Source organism: Neisseria sp. P0001.S005, from assembly GCF_051963715.1.
The window spans coordinates 1-400 of record NZ_JBQCTZ010000691.1 but is presented as its reverse complement, the minus strand read 5'-3'; the positions used below and the strand labels follow the sequence as shown (position 1 = coordinate 400).

Genomic DNA, 400 nt, shown 5'->3' with positions numbered 1-400 from the left:
TCAGCGCGGATTTGCTCAAGTTTAAGCTGCGCTCTAGAGCCTCATGGGTATCGTTGCCAAACCAAGAATTAATCGTACCGTTAATAAACTGGGCGGAAATACCGAACAAAAACACGCCCGGCAATACGGCAACCAAGGTAAACATCCCCGACAGCCGACGCGCAATCTGCGAACCGAACACGCTTTTGCTGTTGTCGCGTATCAAAAGCACGACATAGCGCACCAACACCGCCGCCAACACCAGCAACAGCAAGCCGCACAAGGCGACAATCCACCAGAAATAATCAGACAATACGTTGCTGCTGCCCGTTGCAACAGTCAGACCGTACAACAAAACAACGGCGAATACGGCGGCAATCAGAAGAAAGCGGCGCATGGTTTACTCCTGCACGACCGACAA

At 52.0% G+C, this 400-nt stretch carries 1 pseudogene; it reads right to left on the bottom strand.

Annotated features, from left to right (window positions below):
- Positions 1–376, bottom strand: a pseudogene (locus ACTHSP_RS22405) (PAS domain-containing sensor histidine kinase); the annotation flags it as partial.
- Between the last annotated feature and the right edge of the window lie 24 nt (positions 377–400).